The sequence below is a fragment of the Streptomyces sp. XH2 genome, from assembly GCF_049725035.1.
GTDB lineage: Bacteria > Actinomycetota > Actinomycetes > Streptomycetales > Streptomycetaceae > Streptomyces > Streptomyces roseoverticillatus.
The window spans coordinates 684,001-706,425 of the sequence record NZ_JBMMMZ010000001.1 but is presented as its reverse complement, the minus strand read 5'-3'; the positions used below and the strand labels follow the sequence as shown (position 1 = coordinate 706,425).

General features: G+C 73.9%; 12 protein-coding genes. 8 read left to right on the top strand and 4 right to left on the bottom strand.

What is annotated here, in order from left to right:
• Nucleotides 1-64: 64 nt before the first annotated feature.
• The gene (locus ACOTKD_RS03230; protein WP_424887280.1) at nt 65-961 is read left to right on the top strand and encodes a LysR substrate-binding domain-containing protein; all 897 of its coding nucleotides are present in this window, start codon (nt 65-67) and stop codon (nt 959-961) included.
• 248 nt (nt 962-1,209) lie between these two features.
• Here the strand turns inward: ACOTKD_RS03230 and ACOTKD_RS03225 are convergent, their stop codons facing one another.
• The 3 genes from ACOTKD_RS03225 to ACOTKD_RS03215 all read right to left on the bottom strand — a co-directional run bounded on the left by ACOTKD_RS03225 (nt 1,210) and on the right by ACOTKD_RS03215 (nt 3,070).
• On the bottom strand, nt 1,210-1,518 hold the full coding sequence (locus ACOTKD_RS03225) for a hypothetical protein (protein ID WP_424887279.1): 309 nt from the start codon (nt 1,516-1,518) through the stop codon (nt 1,210-1,212).
• 82 nt (nt 1,519-1,600) lie between these two features.
• Nucleotides 1,601-1,756, bottom strand: coding sequence for a DUF6131 family protein (locus tag ACOTKD_RS03220; protein WP_189382487.1), 156 nt, complete (start codon nt 1,754-1,756; stop codon nt 1,601-1,603).
• Nucleotides 1,757-2,080: 324 nt separating this feature from the next.
• A complete protein-coding gene (locus ACOTKD_RS03215; protein ID WP_424887278.1) occupies nt 2,081-3,070 on the bottom strand; it encodes an ornithine cyclodeaminase family protein in 990 nt (329 codons plus the stop codon).
• Between the two features lie 263 nt (nt 3,071-3,333).
• Between ACOTKD_RS03215 and ACOTKD_RS03210 the strand changes: the two genes are divergently transcribed.
• The 7 genes from ACOTKD_RS03210 to ACOTKD_RS03180 all read left to right on the top strand — a co-directional run bounded on the left by ACOTKD_RS03210 (nt 3,334) and on the right by ACOTKD_RS03180 (nt 21,383).
• Complete coding sequence (locus ACOTKD_RS03210; protein ID WP_424887277.1) at nt 3,334-3,567, top strand: chaplin; 234 nt, start codon at nt 3,334-3,336, stop codon at nt 3,565-3,567.
• Nucleotides 3,568-3,788: 221 nt separating this feature from the next.
• Nucleotides 3,789-5,087 carry a cytochrome P450 gene (locus ACOTKD_RS03205; RefSeq protein ID WP_424887276.1) on the top strand — a complete coding sequence of 433 codons (1,299 nt, stop codon included), beginning with the start codon at nt 3,789-3,791 and terminating at the stop codon, nt 5,085-5,087.
• A 19-nt stretch (nt 5,088-5,106) separates the two neighbouring features.
• Nucleotides 5,107-6,777: a PfaD family polyunsaturated fatty acid/polyketide biosynthesis protein gene (locus ACOTKD_RS03200; RefSeq protein ID WP_424887275.1), complete on the top strand. Its 1,671-nt coding sequence runs from the start codon at nt 5,107-5,109 to the stop codon at nt 6,775-6,777.
• A 159-nt stretch (nt 6,778-6,936) separates the two neighbouring features.
• Complete coding sequence (locus tag ACOTKD_RS03195; protein ID WP_424887274.1) at nt 6,937-13,278, top strand: SDR family oxidoreductase; 6,342 nt, start codon at nt 6,937-6,939, stop codon at nt 13,276-13,278.
• Nucleotides 13,262-19,678 carry a beta-ketoacyl synthase N-terminal-like domain-containing protein gene (locus ACOTKD_RS03190; protein ID WP_424887273.1) on the top strand — a complete coding sequence of 2,139 codons (6,417 nt, stop codon included), beginning with the start codon at nt 13,262-13,264 and terminating at the stop codon, nt 19,676-19,678. The genes ACOTKD_RS03195 and ACOTKD_RS03190 overlap by 17 nt, the downstream gene beginning before the upstream one ends.
• A 148-nt stretch (nt 19,679-19,826) precedes the next feature.
• A complete protein-coding gene (locus tag ACOTKD_RS03185) occupies nt 19,827-20,006 on the top strand; it encodes a hypothetical protein (protein ID WP_424887272.1) in 180 nt (59 codons plus the stop codon).
• 123 nt (nt 20,007-20,129) lie between these two features.
• The gene (locus ACOTKD_RS03180) at nt 20,130-21,383 is read left to right on the top strand and encodes a hypothetical protein (RefSeq protein ID WP_424887271.1); all 1,254 of its coding nucleotides are present in this window, start codon (nt 20,130-20,132) and stop codon (nt 21,381-21,383) included.
• A gap of 11 nt (nt 21,384-21,394) precedes the next feature.
• Here ACOTKD_RS03180 and ACOTKD_RS03175 read toward each other — a convergent pair whose 3' ends face one another.
• The gene (locus tag ACOTKD_RS03175; RefSeq protein WP_424887270.1) at nt 21,395-22,384 is read right to left on the bottom strand and encodes a helix-turn-helix transcriptional regulator; all 990 of its coding nucleotides are present in this window, start codon (nt 22,382-22,384) and stop codon (nt 21,395-21,397) included.
• Nucleotides 22,385-22,425 lie beyond the last annotated feature (41 nt).

Sequence of the window (22,425 nt, the reverse complement as noted above, 5' to 3'; positions counted from 1 at the left end):
TGCACTCCACGGAGCCGATGTCTGTCCAATATATGTTGCAGGCCGATTCGATATCCTTGATCGTATGGAGTTCACAAAGCGCCTGCTGGAGCAGTTCCTGGTCCTCGCCGAGGAGAAGCACTTCGGCCGGGCGGCGGAGCGCCTCTCGATGAGCCAGCCGCCGCTGAGCCAGGCGATGCAGCGGCTGGAGCGCGGCCTGGGCGCGACCCTCCTGGACCGCAGGCCCGGGGGCCTGCGCCTCACCCCCGCGGGTGCGGCGTTCGCCGTGGAGGCGCGGCGGCTGCTGGACGCCCAGTCCGCGGTCGTCGAGCGCGTGCGGCGCGTCGCGCAGGGCCTGGAGGGTGACGTGCGGGTGGGGTACGTGAGCATCCTCAGCCACCGCCACCTGCCCCGGCTGCTGCGAGCCGCCGCAGAGGAACTTCCCGGCCTGCGCATCCACCTGCACCAGGACTCCACCGCCACGCTCGTCGAGATGCTCCGCGCCGCCACCCTGGACCTCGCGTTCATCCGCGACCCCCTGCCCGTGTCGGACGAACTCGCCGCCCACGACTTCGCCGTCGAGCACGTCGTCGCCGCCCTGCCGCACGAGCACCGGCTGGCCGGAGCCGGCTCCATCGGCCTGGAGGACCTCCGTGACGACGACTTCGTCCTCCTCAGCGGAACCGCCCTGCCCGGCCTCGCCCTTCAGGCCCGGCTCGCCTGCCGGGAGGCGGGGTTCACGCCGCGCTGCCGCGCCGATGCGGACGACCTCACCGGCCTGCTCGGCTACGTGGCCGCCGGGCTGTGCGTCAGCCTCATGCCGGAGGACTTGCGCGACTTCCCCGTCCCCGGAATCGCCTTCGTGCCGCTTCGAGGATCATCGGCGTACCTGCGGACGACCGTCGCCGCGGTGCGCCGCGCCGACGCGGATGCGGCCGTACACCGCCTCCTGGACCTTGTCATCCGCCATTCCCGTCCCTGAATCCCCGCCTCGGGTTTCTCGCCTCGGCCGTGTTCGCCGGCAGGTCAGGGTTCTCGAACGGAACTCCGAGGCGTCGGAGTTCCGAACTCACTGATCCGGAAGGGGCGCGCGCTGTCACACTCTCCGAGTGACGTTTCGGCCCGCGGGCCGAAATTGAGCGTTCGGACGGGGGAAGTGGCGGTATGTCATCTCGATCAACCAGATCAACTCGATCAACCAGATCAACCAGATCAACCAGATCGACTCGATCAACTCGGCCAAGGCGGAGAGCGGTTGCCTGTAGGGCATTTTTCCTGATCCGCTTCAAGCGCCTGCCGGTCGCCTGGAAGGCCGTCGTCATAGCGGCCCTCGCGGTCGCCGGATTCTATGGCGGCAAGTTCGTCCTGGCCTTCGTCCTCGACCTCCTCTTGGCGGCCTTCGCCACCAGTGCCCTCCTCTTCATGCCGGTGCTCCTGATCAAGGGCCTTGGCGGCGGCGGTGGCAGGCGACGGCGTGTCAGCTACAGGAAAGAATTCGACAGATGGTGTGAGGAAAACGACGGCCGGGGCCGCTACCACTCCGACAGCGGCGTGCCGTTCTGATGACCTTCGCGCTGGTCAGGCCCGGCTCGGCGGCGTGACGCGCAGTGCTGTGCCTTTCCTACCAGTAGTGGCGCCGGCCGCCAACCGCGTGTCCGACGGCTCCCAGGAGCCAGAGGATGAGGCCTATCACGACCAGGATGATGCCGATCGTCCACAGAATATGGATGCCGATGAGGAATCCGACGATGAGAAGGATGAGACCAAGGATGATCACGGTGATCTCCCGAGTTTCCGTATTTCTTGTTCCGTCGGACATCGTCGTTCGAGCGCCACTCAGGCGGTGTGAGACCGCGGAAGCGGCCTTACACCGCGCGAGCCGACCGTACGGTCGACAGGTGTCCTGAATTTCAGGATATCGCCGCCCGGATGCTCGGGCCAGCACCTGATTTCAGAGGGCGGCGCGGCCGCTCACGGTTTCGCCGCCGACGTGCCGGGGGCGGCGGCCTTGCCGTCCGCCGCCCCCTTCGCGTCCTTGCCGTGGCCGCCGCCGCAGGCCGTCCGGCTCACGATCGCGGCGCCGCGGACAGCCCCGGCGCGGTCACCCCAGCGCAATCTCCTCGCCGACCGACTTCTCGCGGGCAGCGGCGACGACCAGGGCCGCGGCCACGGCGTCCTGCACCGCCACGCCGACCGACTTGTACAGCGTGATCTGATCCGGCGAAGTGCGCCCCGGCTTGCTGCCGGAGACGAGCTCGCCGAGCTCGGCGTACACGTGCCCGGCCGTGATGACGCCGTCGCGGATCGGATGCAGCAAGTCGTTGCTGCCGGCGGGGAAGGGGGCGAGTGCGGCCTGCCGTGATTCGACGCAGACCAGTGCCTCGGCGACCGTGGCGTCGTCGACCTCGCGGCCGTCCGGGTTGTAGCCCACCGAGATCACGTGCGCGCCGGGCGTCAGCCAGGGGCGGCGGACCACGGGTTCGAGGGCGTGGGTGGTTGCGGCGGCGATGTCCGCGCCGTCGAGCGCCTCGGCGTAGGTGGGCGCCGGGCGGACGTCGGCGTCCAATGCGGACGACAGCTCGCCGGCCAGGGCGGCCGCCTTCGCCGGGTTCCGGCCGGCGACCCGGATCTGCCGGATCGGGCGGACGCGACAGATGGCGCGGGCGTGTGAGCGGGCCTGCACCCCGGTTCCGAGGAGCGCCAGCACCGTCGCATCCGTACGTGCCAGCAGGCGTGCCGAGAGTGCGGAGCAGGCGGCGGTTCGCGCCGAGGTGATGGCCGTGCCGTCCAGGAAGGCGACCGGCTCACCGGTGGCCGGGTCGAAGGCGACGATGACCGCCTGGTGGGTGGGCAGCGAGGTTCCGGCATTGTGCGGGAACAGGGAGACCAGCTTGCTCGCGAGCGCGCCCGCCGACGGCACGTAGCCCGGCATGGCCGCCACGAAGCCCTGCCGTTCGGGCACCGTGGCGGCGACGCGGTCGGGCGCCGAGGCGCTGCCCGCGGTGAGGTCTGCCATCGCCGGGCCCAGGGCGTCGATCAGTGCGTCCATGTCGAGCAGGGTCTCGATGTGCGAGCGTCCGAGAACCAGCATCTCTTACTCCCTCTTGTCCGCCCCGCCTGTACGGGCTGATGTGTCATGCATGCATGTTCATCGCACGCATCTGCCAACTGCCTTTGTTCGTCAGGCCGTTGCCCGCCCGCACTCGTAGGGGGTCAATGCCGGAGCCGTGATCACGGAGGAGGATGAACATACGGGCAGTTGGTAGTGCCAGCGGTTTTTCCTACGCAAGACTCGTTCTTGCCAGAGCTTTTGCACTGGCTTACTTCCCCCCTTCCACCTTTTGGAGAAGAGCTATGAGCATTCGCAACGCCGCCGCCGTGACCGCTCTCGCCGCCGCCGCCCTCGGTGCCGGCGCGACCGCCGCGAGCGCGCACCAGGCCGACGGCTGCGCGCAGAACTCCCCGGGCGTGGCCGCCGGCAACGTCCTTCAGGTCACGCCGCACGTCTCCCCGAACGTCGGCGGCAACGTGATCTCCGTGGTCGGCATCGGCAACCTCAGCCAGGGCAACACGCTGATCAACAAGTAAGCCCCGGTTCCAGCCGCCGAGGGGCCGCAGGGGCATGGGCACGGGCACCTGCGGCAGGCCGCGCGCCCTCCGACCTTCCGTCGGGCGCGCGGCCCTTTCCGTCTGCCCGTGCTGCCGCGGCGTGCACCCCCGTGCGGCTGATGCCGTGCATTTCGCGCATCAGGGGCGAATCCTCGGGGCAGTCTCCCTCACAAGACCGGCCGGAACGAGGAGGCTCCGTCGTGGTCCACGAAGTCACCCGAGCCCGTCGGACCGATGTTCTCCGCCTGATCGCCCTCGGCCTGCTGCCCAACCTCGCCCAGGGGCCCATCATCCGCCGTCCTCACGCGCTCCGGGTGGCGGCCGCGCTCGACAGCAACGCGTGGGCCTGCCGGGCCCTGGACGGGCTGCGCGAACGCTATGGCCCGGGGCCGGTGCTGGTCTCCGTGCCCGGCAGGCAGGGGCTCGTCCTCCTCTCGGTCGAGGAGGTCCGCCGGGTGCTCGGCGAGACCGGGGCGTCGTTCACGGCTGCCAACAAGGAGAAGACGGCGGCCCTCTCGCACTTCGAACCGGACGCGGTGCTGATCACCCGGGGAGCCTCCAGGAAGCCACGACGCCTGTTCAACGAGACCGCGCTCGACCACCCCGCCCCCGAACACCGGTTCCACAAAGCCTTCCGCGAAGCCGTCCGCGAAGAGGCGCGACCGCTCCTCCGCCACGACACCCTCGACTGGAAGCGGTTCCACGCCGCGTACCAGCGCATCGTGCGGCGGATCGTGTTCGGCGACGCGGCCCGCGACGACGAGCGCATCACCGAACTCCGGGACGAGCTGCGCGGCGACGGCAACTGGTTCATGCTGCACCGCAAGCGCCACCGGCTGCGCACGGAGCTCTTCGTCCGGTCGCAGGAGTACCTCGACCTGCCTGAGCCGGGCGGCCTGGCCCGTGCGGTCCGGGCCACCCCGGCCGGGGCCGGGGTCAAGCCCGTGGCCCAGATACAGCACTGGTTCTTCGCCTTCGATGCCGCCCCGATCGGCGCCTACCTCGCCCTCGGCCTCCTCGCCGGCCACCGGACCGAAGCGGCCGGAGCCCGCACCGATGACGCCTATCTCCGGGCCTGCGTCCTGGAGTCGCAACGGCTGTGGCCCACGTCCCTGGCCATCCTTCGGGACACCACCGTCGAGACGCACTGGCCGGGCGGCACCACCGTGCCCGCGGGAACGGCGGTGATCTTCTACAGCTCGTACTTCCACCGCGACGCCCGGCGCCTGCCCTACGCCGACCGGTTCGAGCCCGAGGTGTGGCTCGACGGGCGGGCCGAGGCGGACTGGGCGATCGCACCGTTCAGCCGCGGCCCCGCCGAGTGCCCCGGCAGGAACGTGGTGCTGTTCACCAGCGCCACCCTCCTCGCCGAACTCCTCCGCCGGCAGTGGCGGCTGTCCTCGCGGCACCGGCTCGGCCCCGGACGCCCGCTGCCCCGCACCGTCGACCACACATCGCTGCGACTGACGACGGCTGTCCGACCGGGGGTGACGAAGTGAACCGCCCGGGAGCGGAGCCATGACCGCCACCGGCCCGCCCCGGGCCACCTCCGCGTCCGCCCCGCCCGCCCCGTCCGCGTCGCTCTGGTACCCCGCCGACTCCCCGCCCGCCTGCACACCGCCGGAGATCCTGGCTGCGGCAGCCCGCATCAGGGAGGCCGTCCACATCGTGGCTCTCCCCTCCGGCCCCGGCCCCGTTCCCGGCTCCGGCCTCGGCATCGCCGTCGGAGGCTCGACGACCCCGGCCGGCACAGGACAACCCGGGCTGCCCCTCCTGGGCACCCTGCCCCCGCTCTACCCGGAATGGCTGGGGGACCGCTCCTTCGCCGAAGTCCACGGCGTGCGCTTCCCCTACGCCGCCGGGGAGATGGCCAACGGCATCGCGACCGTGGCCATGGTCCGCGCCATGGCAGGTGCGGGCATGCTCGGCTTCCTCGGCGCGGCGGGCCTGGACCCCGACCGCGTGGAACGGGCGGTCACCGAACTGTCCGCCACCCTCGCGGGCAGACCCAACTGGGGCATCAACCTCATCCACTCACCCGGCGCCCCCGCCCTGGAGGAACGGATCGCGGACATCGCCCTGCGCCACCGCGTACCGGCCGTCTCCGCCTCGGCGTTCATGGCCCTGACGCCCGCCGTCGTCCGGGTCGCCGCCCGCGGGCTGCACCGCGGGCCGCACGGGCGGATCCTGCGCCGCACCCGCCTGTTCGCCAAGGTGTCGCGGCCCGAGGTCGCCGGGCCCTTCATGTCCCCCGCACCGCCACCGCTCCTGCGCACCCTCGTGGAGCGGGGGCAGCTGACGGCGGCCGAGGCCGAACTGGCCGCACGCGTGCCGGTCGCGGAGGACGTCACCGTCGAGGCGGACAGCGGCGGGCACACCGACAACCGGCCGCTCGCCGTCCTCCTCCCGGTCATGCTGGCCCTGCGGGACGAACTGACCGCCGCACACGGCTACGACCGGGCCATCCGGGTCGGCGCCGCGGGCGGGCTGGGCACGCCCGCGGCCGTGGCCGCGGCCTTCGCCCTGGGCGCGGCCTACGTGGTCACCGGTTCCGTCAACCAGGCCACCCGGGAGGCGGGGCTGTCGGACGACGCGAAGCGGATGCTCGCCCAGGCCGACATCGCCGACGTGACCATGGCGCCGGCGGCCGACATGTTCGAACTCGGGGTCAAGGTCCAGGTCCTCCGCCGGGGCACCTTCTTCGCACAGCGCTCGGCCCGGCTCCACCAGCTCTACCGGGACCACGCCGGCTGGGAGGACATCCCTCCGGGACAACGGGAGAAGGTCGAACGGGACGTGCTGCAGGCCCCCTTCGAAGCCGTGTGGGCCGAGACCCGCCGGTTCTGGGAGCAGCGGGACCCCGCCCAGGCGGCGCGCGCCGAGCAGGACGCCCGCCACCGCATGGCCCTGGTCTTCCGCTGGTACATGGGCATGTCGAGCCGGTGGGCGGTCTCGGGCCACAGCGAGCGGCGCGCCGACTACCAGATCTGGTGCGGACCCGCCATGGGCGCCTTCAACCGCTGGGCCGCCCACAGCTTCCTGGCCGACCCGGAGCAGCGGGACGTCGTGCAGATCGCCCTCAACTTCCTCGAAGGCGCTGCCCTCATCACCCGTGCCCACCAACTGCGCAGCCACGGCGTCCCCGTCCCCGCGGCCGCCTTCGCCCCCCGTCCCCGACGACTCGCCTAGCCACCCGCCCGGCCAGGACTCCCGTGCCCGCCCGCTCGGCCCGTCCGGCGCAGCGGAGCCCGTCGCACACACCGGCCGCCCGATCCGCCTCGCCGCTGCGGCGGCGCCCCCACGTAAGGAATCACCCAGGTCAAGACCCCCCACCGTAGGGACGCACCCATGGCAAACCAGCCGCTACCCGGCCGTGTGCCCGTCGCGATCGTCGGCCTCGGCGCCCTGCTGCCGGACGCCCGCGACCTCGAACAGAGCTGGCGGCTGATCCTCGGCCGCCGCGACCCCATGCAGGACATCCCGCCGACCCGGTGGCTGATCGACGACTACTACCACCCCGTCCCCGGCATCCCGGGAAAGGTCTACAGCCGGCGCGGGGCATTCGTCCCCGCAGTGGACTTCGACCCCTTGGCCTACGGCATCCCGCCGCAGACCCTGGCCTCCACCGACACCGCGCAGCTCCTGGCACTGCTGGTGGCCGACCAGGTCCTGCGGGACGCCACCGGCGGCCGCGACGCCGTCGGCCCGCCCGGTGACCGGGTCGCCGTGGTCCTCGGTTCCTCCGCCCTGGGCCTGCTCACCGAGTCCAACGCCCGCACCCAGCGCCCCGTCTGGCTCAAGGCCCTGCGGGAGCACGGCCTCCCGGAGACGGAGGCGCAGGCGGTCTGCGACCGGGTCGCGGCGCACTACCCCGACTCCAACGAGGACGTGTTCCCCGGCCTGCTCAGCAACGTCATCGCCGGGAGGATCGCCGCCCACTTCGACCTGCACGGCACGAACCACACCACCGACGCGGCCTGCGCCAGCTCGCTGGCCGCCCTGTCCACGGCCCTGGACGAGCTGTCCCTGGGGCGGGCCGACCTGGTGATCAGCGGAGGCGTCGACGTCACGAACGACATCGGCATGTTCTGCTGCTTCACGGCCACCCCCGCGCTGTCACCGACGCAGGAGTGCCGGCCGTTCTCGGAAGAAGCGGACGGCACCATGCTCGGCGAGGCCGTGGTGATGTTCGCGCTCAAGAGGCTGGCCGACGCCGAGCGGGACGGAGACGGCATCTACGCGGTCGTCCGCGGCCTGGGCACCTCCTCGGACGGGCGCGGCGCCGCCATCTACAACCCGCGGGCACAGGGACAGGTCCTGGCCCTGCGCCGCGCCTACGACGAGGCGGGCTACGCTCCCGGCACCGTCGAGCTCGTCGAGGCGCACGGAACCGGCACCAAGGCGGGCGACCAGGCGGAGCTCACGGCCCTGCGCGAGGTCTACGGGGCGGCCGCAGGAGGACGGGACGGCGGGCCGTGGTGCGCCCTCGGGTCGGTCAAATCCCAGATCGGCCACGCCAAGAGCGCGGCAGGAGCGGCGGGGCTGCTCAAGGCCGTCCTCGCCCTGCACCACAAGGTGCTGCCGCCGACCCTCCACGCCGAACGCCCGCACCCCGCCCTGCGGACCGGCACCAGCCCGTTCTACCTCAACACCAGCACCCGCCCCTGGGTGCACGCGGACGGCGGAACACCGCGACGCGCGGCCGTCTCCAGCTTCGGGTTCGGCGGCAGCAACTTCCACGTCACCCTTGAGGAACACCGCCCGTCCGGCGACGTACAGGACGGCGGGGGCGTCCGGCCCCGCCTGCGGACCGCCCCCACCGAACTCTTCCTCCTCAGTGCCGGCTCCGGCGACGAACTGCGCGAGCGGATCGGGCAACTGCGGCGGGCCGCGGACGCGAACGCCGGCGACGGGGCGGGAGCGGTGCGCGGCCTCGCGGCCCTCGCCCGCAGCAGCCAGGACGGCTTCCGGCCCGGCGCGGACCAGCGCCTCGCGGTGATCGCCGCCGACGCCCCCGCACTCGCCGGGCAACTGGAGCGGGCCGCGGAGGCCCTGCGCGCGGGGGACTGTTCCTCCACGCCCCCGGCCCTGTACTTCGGAGCCGGGCCGGCCGCACCGGGCCGCGTGGGCTTCCTCTTCCCCGGCCAGGGCTCCCAGTACACCGGCATGGGGGGCGACCTGGCCGCGCACCACCCCGCGGCACTCGCGGCCTGGGACGCGCACGGCGGAGCCGGCCACGACGGTACGCCCCTGCACCGCGTGGTCTTTCCCCCTCCCGCGCCCCCGGAACAGCACGCGGCCCAGCAGGCCCTGCTCACCGCCACCGAATGGGCACAGCCCGCCGTCGCCGCGCACAGCCTCGCGCTCCTGTCCCTGCTGGAGGAGTTCGGCCTCCGGCCCGGCTGCCTCGCGGGCCACAGCCTCGGTGAGCTCACCGCCCTGCACGCGGCAGGCGCCTACGATGCGGAAACGCTCATGCACCTGGCCCGCCGCCGGGGAGAGGCGATGCGCGACGCGTCGGCGGCCACGCCGGGAGCGATGCTGGTGGTACAGGCAGGGGAGCGCGACACGCGGGCGGCGCTGGACGAGTGGGGCGTACCGGACGTGTGGATCGCCAACGTCAACGGCCCGCAGCAGACGGTCGTCTCCGGCACGGCCGAGGCCATCACGACGGTGGCCGGCCGTATGGCCGCGGCAGGAGTCGGCACCGTACGCCCGGCGACGTCCGCCGCCTTCCACTCCCCGCTCGTCGCAGCCGCCGCCGGGCCGTTCGCCGAGGCCCTGGCCGCCGCCGAGGTCACGGCACCCGGCGACGTGCAGGTGCTTGCCAACGCCGACGCCGCCCCCTACCCCGGCGATCCCGAGCGGATCCGCGCCCGCCTGGCCCGGCACCTGACCGTACCCGTGCGGTTCGCGGAGCAGGCCGAGGCCATGTACGCGGCCGGTGTGCGGACCTTCGTCGAGGTGGGACCCGGATCGGTCCTCACCGGCCTCGTGAGCCGGATCCTCGGCGACCGCCCCCACCTGGCCGTTCCCCTCGACCGCCGCGGCACACACGGAGTGACGGCACTGCAGGAGGCCCTGGCCCGCCTGTCCGTGCACGGGATCGCCGTGGACTTCGCGCCCTACTGGCGGCACTACGCCGTGCCCGAACCGGAGGTGGGGAAGCGACGGCACCGTGCGACCGTACGGATCGACGGCGGCAACCTCGGGCGCCGCTACCCGCCGCAGGCGGCGGACGCGCAGCGGGCGGCCACCCCGGCGCGGCGGGTCGCGGCCTCCGGGACTCCCGTGTCCCCAGCGGTTCCCGTGCTTTCCGCACCGGCGGCACCGGCGGCACCGGCGGCACCGGCGGCACCGGCGGCACCGGCGGCACCGGCGGCACCGGCGGCACCGGCGGCACCGGCGGCACCGGCGGCACCGGCGGCACCGGCCCTGCCGGAAGGCCGATCGCTACCGGAAGGCACATCCGCCGCCCCGGCACCACCCTGGCCACCTGCGCCGCCTGAGCCTCCCGTTTCCCCCGGTCCTTATGCATCACCCGGCACGGCAGCGAATCCGTCCGGGACGCTCATGCCTCCGGCGCCGTCCGTTCCGTCTCTTCTCCCCGGCACGCGACCGGCCGGTGCCGCTGCCGGACCGGATGGCCGGCTCGCGGAGATCGAGGAAGCCCAGCGGCAGACCGCCGACGCCCACGCCGTCTACCTGCGGTCGGTGAGCGAGGCCCACATGGCCTTCCTGCGGATGTCGGAGACGTCTTTCGCGGCGCTCGCCGGCTCTCCCGGAGCCGTGCCGCTGCTGCCGCAACCGGACGCCGATGACACCGGCTCACCGCCCGGCGCCGCGCCGCCGGTCCCGTGGCAGACGGGCGACGACTCGGCCCCGGCGCCCGCACCGCACCCACTCGTCCCAGTCCCAGTCCCAGGCCCCGGCCCTGCTCCCGCCCCGGCCGGTGAACCGGGCCCCGCACAGCCGGCCGTGGAGTTCGACCCGTCCCGGGTGGAGGAGGTCCTGCTGGAGGTGGTGGCCGAACGGACGGGCTACCCCGTCGACATGCTCGACCCGGACATGGAGCTGGAGTCCGAACTGGGCATCGACTCCATCAAGCGCGTGGAGATCCTCTCCCTGCTGCGCCGGCGCGTGGGCGAGCCGCCCGGCTTCCAGGGGGATCCGGCGGAACTGGTCTCCCTGCGCACGCTCCGGCAGGTCGTGGACCGGCTGCGGTCCGTGGCGGACGACGCGGCACCGGCCCTGCCGCAGGCCCAGGAGCCCGGCCCCGTCCGCCCCGCCCTGACGGCAGGGCCGGCCACCCCCGTGCTCGGGCGCTACGTGCCGCGCATCGTGCCCGTCCCGCCCGGTGGGCTGCGCATGCCCAGGCTGGGGGAGCACACCCTGCACGTCGTCGACGGGGGCTCCGGCCTCGCCGCCCTGGTGGCCGAGCGCCTGGAGGCGCGGGGAGTGCCCGCCGAGGCAGTCGTCGGCACGCCCCCGGAATCGAGGGCGGTCCTGCTCCTGGGCGGCCTCACCGAGGGCCTCACCCGCGATGCCATGCTGGACGTCCAGCGCGATGCCTTCGCAGCCGCGCGCCTGCTGGCCCCGCGGTTCGCGCAGGCGGGCGGGGTCTTCGTCACGGTGCAGGACACCGGCGGAGACTTCGGCGCGGGCGGGACGCACGGGGAGCGGGCCTGGCTCGGCGGTCTGGTGGCCCTCGTCCGGACACTCGCCGCGGAGTGGCCCAAGGCGGTGCTCAAAGCCGTGGACTGCGCCCGCTCCGGTCGTTCGCCGCAGGAGGTCGCGGACGCCGTCGTCGCCGAACTCCTCGACGGCGGGCCGCTGCTGGAGGCGGGCCTGCCCCCGGACGGGAGCCGGGTGACGACGGTGTTCGTCCCGGCCGCCCTCTCCGCCCTCCCCTCGGCGGCCGGAACGGACGCCGACGACGGCCCGGGCCCGGAGGACGTCCTCGTCGTCACGGGAGGCGCCCGTGGCGTGACCGCGGCCGCCGTGACCGCGCTCGCCCGCGCCCGCCGCCCGCACTTGGCCCTGCTGGGCCGCACGGCACTGGACGACGAGCCCCCGGGACTGCCGCCCGATGCGGACGAACCCGTCCTCGTACGAGCTCTCGCCGAGCGGAACCCGGACGACACCCCGGCCGCCCTGGGCCGGGAGGCCCGCCGCGTCCTCGCCGTCCGCGAGATCAGGGCGACGCTGGCCGCGATCGACGAGGCCGGCGCCCCCGTTCGCTACTTCCCGGCCGACATCCGCGACCCCGGCGCCGTACGGGCCGCCCTGGACTCCGTCCGCGCCGCGTGGGGGCCGGTGACCGGCATCGTCCACGGCGCCGGAGCGCTGGCCGACAAGCGGATCGCCGACAAGACCGACGAGCAGTTCGACGCCGTCTTCGGCACCAAGACAGCCGGCCTGTGCGTCCTCCTGGACGCCACGGCCGAGGACCCGCTGCGGACCATCTCCCTCTTCTCCTCGGTGGCGGGCTGCTTCGGCAACCCGGGACAGAGCGACTACGCGATGGCCAACGAGACGCTCGGCCACGTCGCCGCCGTCGAGGCCGCCGCCCGGCCCGGCTGCCGGGTCCAGGCGCCGGCCTGGGGCCCGTGGGAGGGCGGCATGGTCACCCCCGCGCTCGCGGACCACTTCGCGTCCGCCGGTGTGCCGTTGCTGAGCATCCCGGCCGGCGCACAGGCCTTCGTCGACGAGGTGACCGGTCCGGGCACGGACAGCCGGGTCCTCCTCACGGCCGTACCCGCCCCGGCCGGCGCACAGGAGGAACGCCCCGCCGTACTGCCGCCGGCCGGACTGCGGTACCCCCAGCCCGCCCAGGTGCGCGTCACCCCCGAGACACACCCGCAGCTGGCCGACCACGTCATCCTCGGCCGGACAGTCCTGCCCTTGGCCCTGACCCTCGAATGGCTCCTCGCCGGCGCCCGCAACTGGCATCCGGGCGCCGCCGTGGCACTGCGCGACGTCCGGGTACTGCAACCCGTCAGCTGGGACGGGCGGAAGCCGCAGGACACGGTGTTCACGCTCACCGGCGCGAGCGCTACGGGCACGCCCGGTCTGTTGGGGGCGAGCGGATCGTTGTCCATGGAGATGCGCTGGGGCGGAGACCGGTTGCACTGCACCGCGCGCGTCGAAGCCGGAACCGAGGCCGGGACGGGAGCCGGGGCAGGAGCCGGGCCCGGGACCGGAGCCGGCCTCATCCTGCCGCCCTGGGAACAGGATGAGATCTACGACGGGCACCTGCTCTTCCACGGCCCGATGCTGCACGCGCTGAGGGAGGTGGAGGGCGTGGCGCCGGCGGGCGCCCGGGGCGGCCTCGTCGGGCTGTCCGCGCTGGGCTGGCCCGGAGACACCTGGCAGACCGACCCGGCCGTTCTCGACGGCGCCCTGCAACTCGCCGCGCTCTGGGCGCGCGAAGCCGTCGGCCACGTCCCCTTCCCGATGGCCGTGGGCACGTTCCGCCTCCACCACCGGGGACCCGCCCAAGGGCCCGTGACCTGCACCGTGCTGCCGGTCCGGGCCTCGGACTTCCTACCGGTGTGCCACCTGCGGCTCGTCTGCCACGACGGCACCCCGTTCGCCGATCTCCTCGACGTAGAGCTGATCCGGCGACCGGACAGGCCGCTCATGCCCGGGAACGGGGACAACGGGAGGCGAGATGCCGGTGCCCTTTGAGCCCGTCGCCGTCGTGGGGCGCGGGTGCGTGCTGCCGGACGCCCTCGGTCCGCAGCAGTTCTGGCAGAACGTCACCACGGGCCGGGTGAGCCTCGGACCCGCCCCGCCCGATCGCTGGGATCCGTCTTCCGGAGCGGGCACGCCCGCCCCGTCCGCCCATGCGGTTACGCCCTCCGCCGTCAGCACCACCGGCGGCTTCGTCCGGGGATTCGCGGACGCCTTCGACCCCACCGGCTACGCCCTCGCGCCCGAGGAGATCCTTCGCCTGGACCCCCTCTTCCACTGGGTCCTCCACGCGGGCCGCCAGGCACTGACCGAAGCCGGACACCCCCTCCCGGGTACCGCACCCCGCAGCACGGGCCTGGTGCTCGGCAACCTGATGTACCCGCCGACAGCAGCCGTCCGCCACGCCGAGCACGTATGGCTCTCGGCCCAGGAGCCCCCGCTGCGCGACCTGCTGCGCGCGTCGCTGCCCCCTCGGCCCCACCCCTTCAACCGCTTCTCCTCCGGCCTGCCGGCCCTGCTCGCCGCCCGCGCCCTCGGACTGGACGCCGGCGCCCACGCCCTGGACGCGGCCTGCGCCTCGTCGCTGTACGCGGTGAAGCTCGCCTGCGACCGCCTCCACGACCGCACGGCCGACCTGATGCTGGCAGGCGCCGTCAACCGGTCCGACGCGCTGCTCGTCCACGGGGGCTTCCGGTCGATGGGCGTGCTCAGCCCGACCGGCCGGAGCCGCCCGTTCCACCAGGAGGCCGACGGCCTCGTCCCCGCCGAGGGCGCCGCCCTGATCGCGCTCATGCGGCTCTCCGACGCCCTGGCCCGGGGCCGGGAGGTGCTCGCGGTCGTGCGCGGCATCGGGATCGGCAACGACGGCCGCGGTTCCGGCCTGATCGCCCCCGACCAGGCGGGCCAGGAACGCGTCATGCGCCTGGCCTACGCCGCCGCGGGCGTGCCCCCGGAATCGGTGGGGCTGCTGGAGTGCCACGCGACCGGGACGACCGTGGGCGACGCGGTCGAGGCCCGCGCCACCGGCCGGGTCTTCTCCGACCGCCCCGCCCTGCCGGTCGGCGCGCTGAAGGCCAACGTCGGCCACCTGCTGACCACATCCGGAGCGGCCGCGCTGCTCAAGACGATCGGCGCGCTCCGCACCGGGATCCGCCCGGCCACACCGCACGACGGAACCCCCACCGCCCTGGCGGGCGCGCCCCTGCGCCTCGTGACGGAGAACGAGGACTGGCACGGGCCCCGCCGGGCCGCCGTCAGCGCGTTCGGGTTCGGCGGCACCAACGCCCACGTCGTCCTCGACGCGTGGGACGTCCACGCCGCGCCGTCCTCGCCCTTCCCCCTTCCTCCGGTCGGCCGGACAGGGCCCGTCCATGACGTTTCCGTGGCGGTCGTCGCCCTTGCGGCGCGCGTCGGACGCCACGGCGGAACCGAGGACTTCGTCACCGCACTGCGCACCGGACAGCCGGACCGGGCACCGCGCGACACCGTCGAACTCGACTTGGAGGGGCTGCGGTTCCCGCCCAGCGACCTGCGCGAAGCACTGCCCCAGCAAGTGCTGATCCTCGCTGCCGCCCGGGAGGCCGCCCAAGGAGTGCACCTTCCTGCCGGCCGGACGGCCGTCCTCGTCGGCACGGGCGTCGATCCGCGGATCGCCCGGCACTACGCCCGGTGGCGCATCGGCAGCCACTGGCAGCGCGCCGGCCTTCCCCTGCCCGCCGGTGCTCCGGCACAGATCGAGGACGCCTTCACGGCACCGGGCACCGCGGCAGGGGTCGTCGGAGCGATGGCCAACATCGCTGCCAACCGCATCAACAGCGGGCTCGACCTGACCGGCGCCGGCTTCACCGTCTCGGCCGAGGAGGACTCCGGCACCGTCGCCCTCGCCGTGGCGGCCCGCTGGCTACGGGCGGACGAGGCGGACGCCGTGATCGTCGGATCGGCCGACCTCTCCCACGACCCCGTGCACCGGGCGGCCCTGGAGGAACTCGGCCTCGTACGCGAACCCGGGGACGCGGCAGTGGTCCTGGTCCTCAAGCGGCTGGAGGACGCCGAGCGGGCCGGCGAACCCGTCCTCGCGGTGCTGGACGGAACCGAAGGCGTCTGCGCCGAGGGGGCCGGCACTGAGGAGGCCCGCACCGAGCAGGCAGGGGACCCCGTCCCGGCGGCTCCGGACGGCACCGCGACCACCGCACCGGACCTGTGTGTCAGCACCGGCATCTCCCTCCCGGAGGGCGAGCAAGCGGGCTGCGTCGACAACTCCGCACTGTTCGGCATCCCTCACGCCGCCTGCGGCCTGCTCGCCGTCGCCACCGCCGTCACCAGCCTCGACCAGGGCATCCGGCCGCGACCGGGCCTGCACTGCCTGCCGGCACCGCAAGCGCGGACGGCCGAGGTCGTCGTCCCGCTCCTGGACGGGCCCGCACGGCGCATCCGCCTCCACGCCGCGCCGCCGACAGTCCGCCGGACGGCGGCGCGACGTCCCCGCCGCGACGGCCAAGTGGCCTTCGTCTACACCAACGGTGCGGCCGCCTACCCGCACATGGGCCGCGAACTGTCCCTCGTCCTGCCCGACCTCGCCGAAGCCGTACGCCGCGGGTGCGGAATGGTGGACGCGCCTTGGCCGCCGGCGGACTTCGGCGGGAGCGGCGTCCTCGACAGGATCTGGACCACCACCTGTCTCGCCTTCATGCACACGATGGTCACCCGCCACCTGCTGGGGCTGCAGCCCGACGCGGCCATCGGCTACTCCTCGGGAGAGACCTCCGCGCTCATCGCGCTGGGGGCCTGGCCCGATGCCGTCGCGCTCGCCGAGGAAGCCCGGCACGGCGAGCTCTTCACCCGCGACGTGACGGGTGACTACCGGGCGATCCGCCGCGTCTGGCAGGCCAAGGGACTGACCGGCACCCGCTGGCAGAACTACCTGGTCACCGGGCCCCTGGAGCGGGTGAAGGAGGCCGTCGCCGGCGAACCCGCCGTCCACCTCATGGCGATCAACGCCCCCGGCATCTGCGTCATCGGCGGGGAGGAACGCGCCTGCGCGGCCGTGGTGCGGCGCCACTTCCCCCGCGACGCGATCCGGCTCGACTACGACATCGCCGCCCACGCCCCGGAGCTCGCATCCGTCCGCGAGGCCTGGCACCGACTGCACCGCCGGCCCACCGTGCCCGTCCCCGGAGTCCGCTTCTACCGCGGAGACACCGCCGAACCGTATCTGCCCACGGAGGAGAGCGCGGCCGACGCCCTCACCGGGCAGGCCATGCGCACCGTCGACTTCCCGGCCGTCGTCGAGCGGGCCTACGCCGACGGCGTCCGCGTCTTCATCGAGCACGGCCCCCGCTCGCTGTGCACCGACTGGATCGGCCGCATCCTCGCCGGCCGCGACCACCTGGCCGTGGCCCTCGACGAGCCCGGCGGCCGGTCCGTCCGCAGGCTGCGCCGGTCGGTGGCGCGACTGCAGGCGGCGGGGCTGTGCGAACCGGAACGCCTCCTGCGGCTGATCGGGCCTGAGGACGACGACGGCACGCGGACTCCCCGGACTCCCCGGCGGAGGCTCACCCTGCCGGCCCACCTCCCGGCAGTCCGCCTGCCCGTCCCGGACCCGCTGGTCACCGTGATGAGCCCGGCTCCCGCACTTCCTCCGGTAGGGCAGAACGCGCCGGTCATCGAGAGCTCCCGGGCCACCCGGGACGTCCCGGCGGGGCAGCCGCACGCGCCCGGCACGCCGTCCCGGAACGCGCTCCTGCCCCCACGGACGACCCGCACCGGGGCCATCGCCCGGCACCGGGCCACGGTCACCGCCCTGCACCACCAGTACCTGACCGAGCAGACCGCCCTGCACCTGCGCTACCTCCAGGGACGGCAGCTGATGTCGGGCCCCCTGCCGCCCCCCGCGCCCTTGCCCGCGCCGCCCGCCCACCAGCCCTCCGCCGTACGCCCGCCGAGGCCATCGCTCCGGGAACCGGTCCTGCCCGGCCCGAAGTTCGACCGCGCCCAGTTGGAGCAACTGGCGGACGGGCCCGTCTCCGCGCTGTTCGGGCCGCTCTTCGCCGCCCAGGACGGCCACCGGCACCAGACCAGGCTCCCCGGGCCGCCCCTGCTGCTCGTCGACCGCGTCACCGGGATCGACGCGCAGCCGGCCTCCATGGGAACGGGCACCATCTGGACCGAGACCGATCTGACGTCCGACCGGTGGTTCCTCGACTCCACCGGCCGCATCCCCGGCGCCCTCCTCATCGAGGCCGGCCAGGCCGACCTGCTCCTGATCAGCTGGCTCGGCGTCGACCTGCTCAACCGCGGCGAGCGCGTCTACCGCCTGCTCGGCTGCGAAGCCACCTACCACGGCGCCGCCCCCCGGCTCGGGCAGACCCTGCGCTACGCGATCCACATCGACGGCCACGCCGAACACCGTGGCACCCGCCTGTTCTTCTTCCACTCCGACTGCTACGCCGGTGACACCCTCGTCGCCACCATCCGCAACGGACAGGCCGGGTTCTTCACCGCCGCCGAGCTCGCGGCGGCCGAGGGCATCCGGTGGACTCCCGGCGAGGCGCTCCCCGCGGACCTGCCCTTCGAGCCGGTCCCCCCGCCCACCGCCGCGACCCGGTTCGACGCCGCCGCCGTGCGCGCCTTCGCCGACGGCCGGCCGTACGACTGCTTCGGACCCGCCTGGAACGCCACCCGCGCCCACGTGCGGACACCCCGCATCGACAGCGGCAGGCTCCTGATGATCGACGAGGTCACCGCGTTCGACCCGGCCGGAGGCGCACGCGGCCGCGGGTACCTGCGCGCGGAAGCCCGCATCCACCCCGGAGCCTGGTACTTCGAGGGCCACTTCAAGAACGACCCCGTCCTGCCCGGCACCCTGATGATCCACGGCGCCCAGCAGGCCATGGCCTTCCACCTGGCCGCCCTGGGCCTGACCATCGACCACGACGGAGCGGCCTTCGAAGCGGTGCCCGGACTCACCGCCACGGCACGCTGCCGCTCCCAGGCCACCCCGGAGAGCCGGCACGTCGTCTACGAGGTCCACGTCGGGGGCCTGCGCGCCGGCCCGCAGCCCGAGATCCACGCGGAGGTCATGGTGAGCGTGGACGGCGTCCACGCCTTCCACGGCCGCAACCTGGCGCTGCGCCTCGTACGGGACGCGCCGCTGGAGCACTGGCAGCACCTCGGGCCGCACCGCGAACAGACCACCGGCACCCGCCTCGAACCCCGGCTGCTCGGCGGCCTCGCCGGGCACCGCGAGCCCCGCCCGACGGCCACCGAGAACGGGTTCGCCTTCGGCTACCCGTCCCTCCTCGCCTGCGCGTGGGGGAGCCCCAGCCAGGCCTTCGGACCCCCGGCCGCCGCCCTGGACGGGGCAGCGACCGTCATCCGCCTGCCGGGCCCGCCCTACCACTTCATGAGCCGCATCGTGTCCCTCGACGCCGCCCCCGCCGTGCCCGGGCCCGGCAGCACGGTCGTCGCCGAGTACGACGTGCCGCAGGACGTCTGGTACTTCGAACAGAACGGCACCCCCGTGATGCCCTACGCGGTCCTGATGGAAGTGGCGCTGCAGCCCTGCGGCTGGCTCGCCGTCCGCACCGCCGACCCGGCCATTGCCACCGGCCCGCGCCTCGTCTTCCGCAACCTCGACGGCACCGCGACGCTGCACCGGCTCGTCCGGCCGGGCGTGCGCACCCTGCGCACCCGGGTAGAACTCGTCGCCTCCGCCGGACACGGCGACACCACGATCGTCTCCTTCACCGTCGAATGCACCGCCGACGGCGCACCGTTGATGAGCATCGCCTCGTCCTTCGGCTTCTTCCCGCAGACCGCGCTCGCCCGGCAGGTCGGCATTCCCCCGGAGGCAGGGGAACGCGCCGAATGGGCAGCGCCCTGCGACGAACTCACCGAGCCCGCTGACCTCACGGGGGAGCGCGCACCCGGGGGAGCGCGGCTGCCCGGCCCGATGCTGCGCATGATCGACCGCGTCACCGGCCGCTGGCCGGGCGGCGGCTCCGCGGGGCTGGGCAGGCTGCGGGCGGAGAAGCCCGTCGACCCCGGCGCGTGGTTCTTCACGTCCCACTTCTTCATGGACCCCGTCCAGCCCGGCTCCCTCGGCGTGGAGGCCATGGCCCAGCTGCTGCAGGTCCACCTCCTGGGTTCCGTGCCGCGGAACGAGGCCGCCCGCGGCACGCTCGTGCCCCTGACGGGACGGGAGTTCACCTGGCGGTACCGCGGCCAGATCGTGCCCGCGGACGGTCTGGTCAGCGTGGGCATCGACGTCGTCGAGGAGGGCGAGGACGAGGAAGGACGGTTCGCGCGGGCCGACGGCTGGCTGTGGGTGGACGACCGCCGCATCTACCGCGTGCGGGGGCTGGGCATGCGGCTCGGACGCGGGGGATCGGCGTGACGACGGGGGTGCGCGTGGCGGGACGCGCCTGGCCTGGCACCTGTGCGTCCCCGGAAGGCCCGTTTCCGGGAACCGCCGGCCGGAGAGCCTCCTGCAGCACCGCCTCTCCTGGCGGCGACACCGTCATCATCATTCGCAGGAGGCCGTCATGAGCAACATTCGTCGCGCCGTCGCCGCAGCTGCGGCGGGCATCATGCTCACCGTGTGCGGCGCGGTCGTGGCCACGCCCGCCCAAGCCGACAGCGAAGTCGCGAAGTTTGTCTGCGGGGTCCTGAGGCTCGGCTACGCCCCGGCACAACTCGAAGGGTGTGAAGACCTGGAGGATTGACCGTTCGGTCGGCATGCGTTGAGCCCTCACAACCCGTGGTCGGTGAGGGCTCAACGCGTGCCACCAGCCCAGCCGACCAGGGTGCTTGACGCCCCGTCGGGCTGTGGATCTACGGTGTCCGGCATGCTTGCCGCCCACCGAATTCCCTCACTCCTGTACTACGCGGGCTCGTACGGCCTGCTGAAGGAGGTCGCCGCACGACTGCGTCTGATCGCCCCCGGCGAGCCGGTCCCCGAGAGGCTGTGGCAGAAGAACAGCACCGTCCGCCGGTACGCGAAGGAAGCGGCCGAGGACGAGGAGAAGGAGGGCCGGCGGGGCAACTGGTTCGACGACCTGCTGTGGGACCCCCGGCAGGAATACGCCCGCAAGGCCACGCGCTTCACCCCGGGTTCCCTGGCGGGGGTCTTCACGCGCTCCGACTGGCCGGCGTTCATGACGGCCTGGCGCGACGGCGAGGCCGACTGGCCCTTCGGCGACGCCCCTTTCCCTCGTGATTTCCTCCTGGCCGGCGACCCACTGCTGCGGCTGCGTGCCCTGCTGCCCGACTGGCCCGAGCCCGGCTACGTGCGCGAACGCATCCACCTCGACGCAGGCGAGCAACTGGCGGCCGGGCTGCTGCTGGCCCGCAGCGACCGGTACGACCTGCTGGGACAGGTCGTGGAGGCCGGTGCCCGGGCGCTCCTGGACGACGTGCGTCCGGCCTTCGAGGCCTCCCTGCGCGAGCGGAGCATACGGGCCCTGCGCGAGGCCCTGGCCCATGACCGGCGCCGCCGCGACCACCTCTTCCGCACGTACGCCGCGGAGCCCGACCCGGAGCCGGACCAGCGGTGGATCACGGTCGACTGGGAGGCTGTCCGGCGTGCCGTGGACGCGGGCGGAAAGCCACTGCGCGACCGCGCTCCCGAGCTCGCGTCCCACCCGGAATGCCCCTTGGACCTGCGTGTCCTGCTGGCGGCCAAGTGGTCCGACCGGTTCCTGTGGTCCCGGCTCCTCTCGGACCGTCCCACAGGCCTTCACCTCCTGCGCACGCTGCCGATGCAGCCGGACCGCTCCCTCGCGGCGCCCTTGTCGTACGTGAGCGAGGGCGGCGTCGGCGTTGGCGACATCCTCGGCATGGCGCACCCCGCCGACCTCGTCCTGCGGGACGCGGCAGGGCTGCCCGGCATCGTGCGGCGGCATCCGATGCAGTGCGTGATCACGCGTCAGGACGAGCAGGGGCCGATGCGACTGCTCCGGGGGATCACGGAGCTGGCGGATCACCACCTGGGAGACGATCCCGGCGCCTGGACGATCGGCTGCCGCATCGTCGAGGGCCGCCTCTTCCCCGGCTCGGTGACCGAACTGCTCGAGAGGGCAGGGGCGAGAAGGCCCCGGTGAACAGCGCCCGTTCAGCCTCCGGCCCCACCGGGAGACGAGGCGGCCGCGGCGCGCAGGGCGCGGCGGGCGGCGGTGCGGAGGTGGGTGAGGACGTCGGGGTCGGCGTCGAGGGTGTAGTCGGCGTCGAGGCCGGCGAGGGCCTGGACGATGCGGGGCAGGGAGTCGTCGGAGGCGTCGACGACGCAGGTGCGGTCGTCGACGGGCTTCAGGCGGGTGGCCAGGCCCCGGGTGCGGGCACGGATCCGGTCGGCGGGCGCGTGGACGGTGGCTGTGGCGCGGTAGCGGGTGGGGGCGGCCGACAGCCGGCCGGCGACGTAGGCGGCGGGGTCGTCGCCGGGTACGGGGCGGGGCGGGACGCGTCGGCCGGTGGGTGTGAGGTCGCTGATGCGATCGAGGCGGAAGAGGCGCCAGTCGTCCTGGTCGGCGTCGTGGGCGAGGAGGTACCAGAGGCCCCCGGAGTCGACGAGGTGGCAGGGCTCCGCCCGGCGGAGGGCGGCGGTGCCGTGGCGGGTGGTGTAGCCGAAGGTGACGATCTCGTGGTCGCGGCAGGCGACGGCGAGGGCCGCCAGGAGGGCCGGGTCGGCGCATGGCCCCCGCTCCTCCCAGGTGATGCCGGCGAGGGACGCCTGAAGGGCGGTGACCTGGCCGCGCAGGCGGCGGGGAAGGACCTGTTCGAGCTTGCCCAGGGCCCGTAGGGCACTCTCCTCCATGCCGGACAGCCCGCTGCCGGTGGCGGTGCGCAGGGCGACGGCGATGGCGACGGCTTCGTCGTCGTCGAGGAGGAGGGGCGGCAGGTCGGTGCCGGGCGCCAGGCGGTAGCCGCCGGCGTGTCCACGGGTGCTGTCGACGGGGTAGCCCAGCTCGCGCAGGCGGTCGATGTCGCGGCGTACGGTGCGGACCGTGACGTCCAGGCGGTCGGCGAGGTCGGCCCCGGACCATTCCCGGCGGGTCTGCAGCAGGGACAGCAGCCGCAGCATGCGGGCGGTCATGTCGCTCGTCATGCATTCCATGATGCCGGTGTCAAAGGACACGGGCTGTCCTG

Coding starts and splice junctions, on each gene's coding strand:
- ACOTKD_RS03230 (WP_424887280.1), top strand. CDS start 65: ATGGAGTTCACAAAGCGCCTGCTGGAGCAGTTCCTGGTCCTCGCCGAG.
- ACOTKD_RS03215 (WP_424887278.1), bottom strand. CDS start 3,070: ATGCTGGTTCTCGGACGCTCGCACATCGAGACCCTGCTCGACATGGAC.
- ACOTKD_RS03210 (WP_424887277.1), top strand. CDS start 3,334: ATGAGCATTCGCAACGCCGCCGCCGTGACCGCTCTCGCCGCCGCCGCC.
- ACOTKD_RS03200 (WP_424887275.1), top strand. CDS start 5,107: ATGACCGCCACCGGCCCGCCCCGGGCCACCTCCGCGTCCGCCCCGCCC.
- ACOTKD_RS03195 (WP_424887274.1), top strand. CDS start 6,937: ATGGCAAACCAGCCGCTACCCGGCCGTGTGCCCGTCGCGATCGTCGGC.
- ACOTKD_RS03190 (WP_424887273.1), top strand. CDS start 13,262: ATGCCGGTGCCCTTTGAGCCCGTCGCCGTCGTGGGGCGCGGGTGCGTG.
- ACOTKD_RS03185 (WP_424887272.1), top strand. CDS start 19,827: ATGAGCAACATTCGTCGCGCCGTCGCCGCAGCTGCGGCGGGCATCATG.
- ACOTKD_RS03180 (WP_424887271.1), top strand. CDS start 20,130: ATGCTTGCCGCCCACCGAATTCCCTCACTCCTGTACTACGCGGGCTCG.
- ACOTKD_RS03175 (WP_424887270.1), bottom strand. CDS start 22,384: ATGACGAGCGACATGACCGCCCGCATGCTGCGGCTGCTGTCCCTGCTG.